3 protein-coding genes and 1 pseudogene are annotated in these 4403 nt (G+C 49.0%); all 4 read left to right on the forward strand.

Annotated elements, in window-relative coordinates:
- A pseudogene (locus BM060_RS31880) lies at positions 1–296 on the forward strand (DUF2345 domain-containing protein); the annotation flags it as partial.
- Positions 297–334: 38 nt separating this feature from the next.
- Entirely contained in the window at positions 335–2758 is a 2424-nt protein-coding gene (locus tag BM060_RS31885) for a M23 family metallopeptidase (protein WP_074986545.1), read from the forward strand.
- Positions 2755–3339 (forward strand): hypothetical protein, encoded by a 585-nt coding sequence (locus BM060_RS32780; protein ID WP_135499948.1) that lies wholly within the window; start codon positions 2755–2757, stop codon positions 3337–3339. The genes BM060_RS31885 and BM060_RS32780 overlap by 4 nt, the downstream gene beginning before the upstream one ends.
- Before the next feature lie 107 nt (positions 3340–3446).
- On the forward strand, positions 3447–4175 hold the full coding sequence (locus BM060_RS32785) for a hypothetical protein (protein WP_135499947.1): 729 nt from the start codon (positions 3447–3449) through the stop codon (positions 4173–4175).
- The last annotated feature ends 228 nt before the right edge of the window (positions 4176–4403 follow it).

A 4403-nucleotide genomic window follows, 5' to 3' on the forward strand; every position in this document is an offset into this window, starting at 1 on the left:
GCCGGGAAATCCACCTCAAGGCCGGGCAGAAACTGGTGATCGAGGCCGGCCAGGAACTGACCCTCAAGGCCGGCGGCAGCTTCATCAAGCTCGACGCCAGCGGCGTCACCGTGTTCGGTCCGCTGGCGAAGATCAACGCCGGCGGCTCGCCGGGCAGCGGTTCGGGCATCGCCCTCAAGTCCCCCCTGCAACCGGGCGCCGCGGATGCGGACAAGGCCGGCGGGCCGATGGACGAGGCGCTGGCCAATCCGCTGAGCAAGACCAAACCCACCGGCCAGTACCCGATGTCCCTTTGAACGAGCCAGAGAGCACTAACGAATAAGGACCATTCAAGATGATCATCAGCCCTCCCTTCCTTCCCGCCCCTATCGCGGGAGAAAGCGATGAAGCCTTCCTCGACCGCGCCATGGTGGGCGGTATTCCGGGTGATGGCGGCTTTCCCCTGAGCTTCGATCTGAACTGGCACGGCGGCATTCATCTCACTGCCCCGCAGGAAGCTGGGGCCCCCCTACCGGTAAGGGCCATCGCCGACGGCACAGTTGTCTATTTCAGGAAACCCACCGAAGAATCCAGCAACCCGGAACACCCATTGCATTACATGGATGGCTGGACCGATGACGGCTGTATCGTCCTCAAGCATGAAACCGAAATCGGCGAAGGCGACAACGCCAAGGTCGTTTACTACTCGATCTACATGCACCTGTCGAAAATCAACCTCGCCAATCCCACCGTAGGCCAGGCGGTCTACCGCAAGGACAGCATCGGCGAGGCCGGCAAGATCTACGGCAAGGCGGGACGCATTCATTTCGAGATCATCGCCGACCAGACCCAGATCGCCAACCTGACCGGCAGAACCACCCGCGAACTCGACTATCAGTCCGGCAATGGACGAACGGACAGTTGCTGGGGCGACATGTATTTCTTCGTCCCTCCCGAGCTTCTCGCCTACTCGGCGCCCCCGACCAATCGCACCCAGGCGGAAAATACCTCGGCGGTAGCCTACCGCTGCCCCGCCATGCCAGTTGCCACTATGCAAGAAGGCGCCACCTCCACGGAAAGTGCTCCAGCCCAAGTCACTCCGGACGGGTATGAGTGGGCTGTGGCCTCCCAACTACAGCACGGCATCTTCGTGCGTATGAGCTACGAAAAAGGCCAGTGCAAGCTGACTTCGTACTACCTCTCCGGCGACGTCATAGGCACGCAGGAAGAAGAGGCCGATTTCGAATACAACCTCTACAGCAAAGCCTCAACGCTCTATCCCCAAAGCCCCAGCGCCGGGTATGAACTGCTGCGCTTCGGCCGCGTCCTCGGGCCAGACATACTGCGCCCCACCGATGCAGCCCATTGGCGACAGATCAAGGTCCCGGGCAAATCCGGAGAAGAAAGCCGCAGTGCTTGGGTAAACCTGAACGCCCCCACCGTCACCAAGTTCAGCGATGCCGACTTCCCCCACTGGCAAGGTTGGTACCTTGTAGATGACGACACGGACAAAGACAGCCATTGCCAATCGGCCTTCATCCGCAACCTGCTCAACCTGGACGAAGGGAAAGTGGTAGCGGATAACGGCGATGCCGTAAGTATCGCAACTTCGCCCGCATACGATGCACTCTCTCCAGACGAACAGAAGAAATTATCCGAGCGTTATGCCAGGGAGCGCACTCTTAACATGAGTCGGTTGACTAGCAGCGAAACCCAGCCGCGCATCAGGCGACTGGTCTGCAAGTTTCCCACGGAGTGGAGCACCAATGACTTCGACGACCGTTATGGCTGGCTTCAGAAAGTAGCAGAAGGAGGCCCCTTGACATCAGACCAGTACGGGAAGCTCAAGAAGCATCAGGAGGCTCTGGCGTTTTGGAAAAATGTCAATCTGGACCAAGTGATAAAAAAACATTGGCATTTCCCACCAAGATATTTTATTCAGGCATTTAGGAAATGCGGCTGGCTTAGTAAGAAAGAATTAACTCAAATAATTCCCAAGAACATAATAAGAAAGCCTGGCTCACATAACTCAAACACGCATGGAGTCTGGGAGCAACCGAATATAAATTATGCCATAAACTTCATAAACACACACCTTTTAGAGATTAACAAATCCCTGCAAAAATTTTTAATAACAACTCCGATGAGGCAAGCCTGTTTCTTTGGAAACTCAACCCAGGAGACAGGTTGGTTCAGATATATGAAGGAATCAAATGGAAACTCGCCGACACTCCACTCAGGATGGTACGGTCGCGGACTGCTCCAACTAACCAACCCCAATGGTAATCTGGGCAATGGCAACAACAACTATTATAAATACTTTAAATTCCTCGGAAGAACACCTGTAGTACCTGCCAGCGCAAACGAAATAGCTTGGCGTAATGAAATTGGAGAAACATCTCGACACGCGTGCCATAGCGCCGGCGCATACTGGGTATGGCCAAATAAGTCCGCTCCAACCGCCAGCAACCCTGACAGGCCACTAGTTGGAAATACCAACCTATACGCAGACACTCCGGCTACAAACTCTCGCAGAACAATACAGACCAATGCAGGCATCAAGACTTGGTATTTCAACCAATCTTTTACAAACTGTGCCACTGCTGTTAACTATCCATCAACAACAGGATCCCCATCTCCGAACATGAATGGGTTAGTAGATAGATCCACAGCGTTTATTAATGCCCTAATAGTCCTAGCGGATAGACCAACATTCGGTACGACCACGGACGCCCTCTCGGACACTCCAGAAGATTACATAAGGAGAGAGACTCAATGAAATCTGCAGCTTTTTTAGGTTTTTTTATAGCCAGCGCATTAATTCCTACCTTATGCAGAGGCGAAGACAATTTTGAAACAAAAACGGAACAAGATAACTACTGCAATTACAGCATTGGAGGCAAGCTAAAAAAGATATCATCCCCCCCCAAAAAAGAAACAAGAAATGGAGTAATAATATACACATCAGAAGTTCATATAAAAACAAAAGATAAAACAAAAATCGGAATTTTAAAATTCTCATGCCTTGAGAATTCAAGGCAACCTTTCGAAGCCTCAGAAGAGACTACCAGTCCATCAGCTGCAGCAGAAATTGAAAACGAAGATTCTGGAGGTAGGTACTACCGGATAGTGAATTGGGAAAAGCCAATAATCGGACAGAACTGGAAAGGTACCATAGCGTATACAAACTCAAGTTTTGGCGACAACCAGAAAACATTGGCCCCTGATTTTTTCTATATATGCCCAAACAACCGTGTCACAACTTGCTTCTCTTTCTCCTTCTCAGAGACTGGCACACTAAAAAACTCAGAGGCCACAACAATTTCTCAGATATTGTCTGACATAAAAATAAATAATTAATAAATTTCAAAACTCAAGAAAAACGATATATCGCCCCTTTATCCGGACCTAGCTATTTGAGAAAGCCATAATCAATAATCTCGACCTATTTTGACTTGACGGCGACTATGAAAACCAGAAACTGCATAGTTTTATTTATCTCTACAACGGGGGCCATCAGCACAGCAATCGCTTCCCCCCCTGAGCACACGGTTTCACTAGGAAACCGGTTGGAAGACGTGAGAGATTTTTCAGGACCAAGTGTAATCGAAACTAAGCAGGGAGACTGTTCATACTCGCTTTCATTAGGTGACCACCAACACGCCCAATACGATGACCCAGATATAGTCATCTATGAGGCACCATCTAAGATTAATAGGAATTCTACCCCATATTTATGGCAAGCGGAATCAGCAACAGGGTACGATTGGGCTTTCAAAAATCCAGGAAACCCTGAATTGAAATGGTTCGGATTAATGTGTGAAAGCAAGGAAAATTTTCCATTTTCCATGACCAACGAAGATGACTTACCCCCCGAATATAGAGAGATATTAGAATCTAACTCCTTAAAGTGCCCAGCAGATTTCAGAAACGGAAGATTCGTAATCAAGTCTAGTATGGCAGGCGATAATAGTTATATTTTTCAGCGATTATCCGAGAACAACTGGGAGGGTGTTCTAGTTCTTCATAAACAGAAGGGAAAAGAAAACTATGACCAGATTCGCTTTTGCTTAGTCCATGAAGGAGTTGTACTAATTGGAACATCCGAAAATGAAGAGCCAGCCCCGAGTATAGATAAGAATTTCGCAGAGGATCTGGCAAAGATCATAAAAACGGTAAATTTCAAAAATCATTAACTCCCAAGACACAGGCTTGAATGACCAAGAGAGTCTTATTTCCATTGAGAGGCACCATGAGTTTCGCCAAATACTTCCTGGTCAACCTTCTATTAGTTAGCACGACTGCTCAGGCATCTCCCTCAATCATGGAGGCTGTATGTGTAGAGCATTTAAATAGTGAGCGAATAACCCGCATAAACATAAAGCAAGAATCAACAACAATAATTGACACAGAAAAAGACTGCA

Origin of the sequence: Pseudomonas citronellolis (assembly GCF_900112375.1) — a bacterium.
Classification (GTDB): domain Bacteria; phylum Pseudomonadota; class Gammaproteobacteria; order Pseudomonadales; family Pseudomonadaceae; genus Pseudomonas; species Pseudomonas citronellolis.

Coding starts and splice junctions, on each gene's coding strand:
- BM060_RS31885 (WP_074986545.1), top strand. CDS start 335: ATGATCATCAGCCCTCCCTTCCTTCCCGCCCCTATCGCGGGAGAAAGC.
- BM060_RS32780 (WP_135499948.1), top strand. CDS start 2,755: ATGAAATCTGCAGCTTTTTTAGGTTTTTTTATAGCCAGCGCATTAATT.
- BM060_RS32785 (WP_135499947.1), top strand. CDS start 3,447: ATGAAAACCAGAAACTGCATAGTTTTATTTATCTCTACAACGGGGGCC.